The sequence below is a fragment of the Nonomuraea lactucae genome (assembly GCF_003313395.1).
In the GTDB taxonomy this organism is placed as follows: Bacteria; Actinomycetota; Actinomycetes; order Streptosporangiales; family Streptosporangiaceae; genus Nonomuraea; species Nonomuraea lactucae.
The window spans coordinates 1-1,192 of record NZ_QNFZ01000463.1 but is presented as its reverse complement, the minus strand read 5'-3'; the positions used below and the strand labels follow the sequence as shown (position 1 = coordinate 1,192).

The 1,192-nt window shown below is 74.2% G+C and carries 1 protein-coding gene; it reads right to left on the bottom strand.

The window, feature by feature from the left end; genetic code table 11:
- Nucleotides 1-102: 102 nt before the first annotated feature.
- Nucleotides 103-1,192, bottom strand: a 1,090-nt coding sequence (locus tag DQW85_RS22675) for an ABC transporter ATP-binding protein (RefSeq protein ID WP_113702171.1), incomplete at its 5' end; no start/stop codon positions are given.

Here is a 1,192-nt window from a genome sequence, read left to right as displayed (position 1 = left end):
GGCCCGCCCGGGCGCTGCCCGCAGCCCGCCAGCGCGAGCGCGCCGGCCACGGCCACGGCCGTGACGAGTCGTGTTGCTTTCATCGAGTGATCCTTCTGGGTTCTAGACGACGCCGAGCCTCTGCGCGTAATGGCAGGCCGCGCCCTGGTCAGCGGCGAGCGGCCGCACCTCGGGCTCCAGGCCGACGCAGACGGCCCGTTCGTCGTCGGTCAGCACGGAACGGAACTTCGGGCACCGGGTGCGGAATCGGCAGCCCGACGGCGGGTGGGCGGGGCTCGGGAGGTCGCCTTCGAGCAGGATCCGCCTGCGCGCGCGCTCGCGGGCGGGGTCGGGCAGTGGGATGGCCGACAGCAGCGCCTGCGTGTAGGGGTGCGCGGGCGCCCCGTAGACGGCCTCCACCGCGCCGATCTCGGCGATCCGGCCCAGGTACATGACCGCCACGCGGTCGGCGATGTGCCGCACCACGGCCAGGTCGTGCGCCACGAACAGGTAGGACAGGCCGAGCCGGTCCCTCAGCTCGCTCAGCAGGTTGATCACGCCGGCCTGGATCGACACGTCGAGCGCGGAGACGGGCTCGTCGAGGACCAGCAGCCGGGGTTCGAGGGCGAGCGCGCGGGCGATGCCGATGCGCTGGCGCTGGCCGCCCGAGAAGTCCTGCGGGTAGCGCTCGGAGTGGGACGGGTCGAGACCGACCAGGGCGAGCAGCTCGGCGATGCGCCGGGCGGGGCCGCCCTTCGCGCGGGTGCCCCTCGTGTGCGTGCTCCCCGCGTGCGTGCGCAGCGGCTCGGCCAGGATGTCGTAGACGGTCATGCGCGGGTCGAGCGAGGCCAGCGGATCCTGGAACACCACCTGCATGTCGCGCCTGATCGCCATCCGCTCGCCCGCGCCGAGACCCGCGGTGTCGTGGCCGAGCACGACGATCCGGCCCTCCTGCGGCCTGGCCAGCTCAAGGATCTCCAGCAGCGTCGTGGTCTTGCCGCAGCCCGACTCACCGACCAGGCCCAGCGTCTCGCGCTCGCGGAGGTCGAAGCTGATGCCGGCCACCGCGTGCACGGTGCCGACCCTGCGCCTGAACACCGCCCCCTTCAGCAGCGGGTAGTGCTTGACCAGGCCCTCCACCCGCAGCACCGGCTCCGCGCCGCGCTCCTGCCGCGCGGGCCGCGCGCTCTCGCCGACGTCCGGCGGGGCGGGC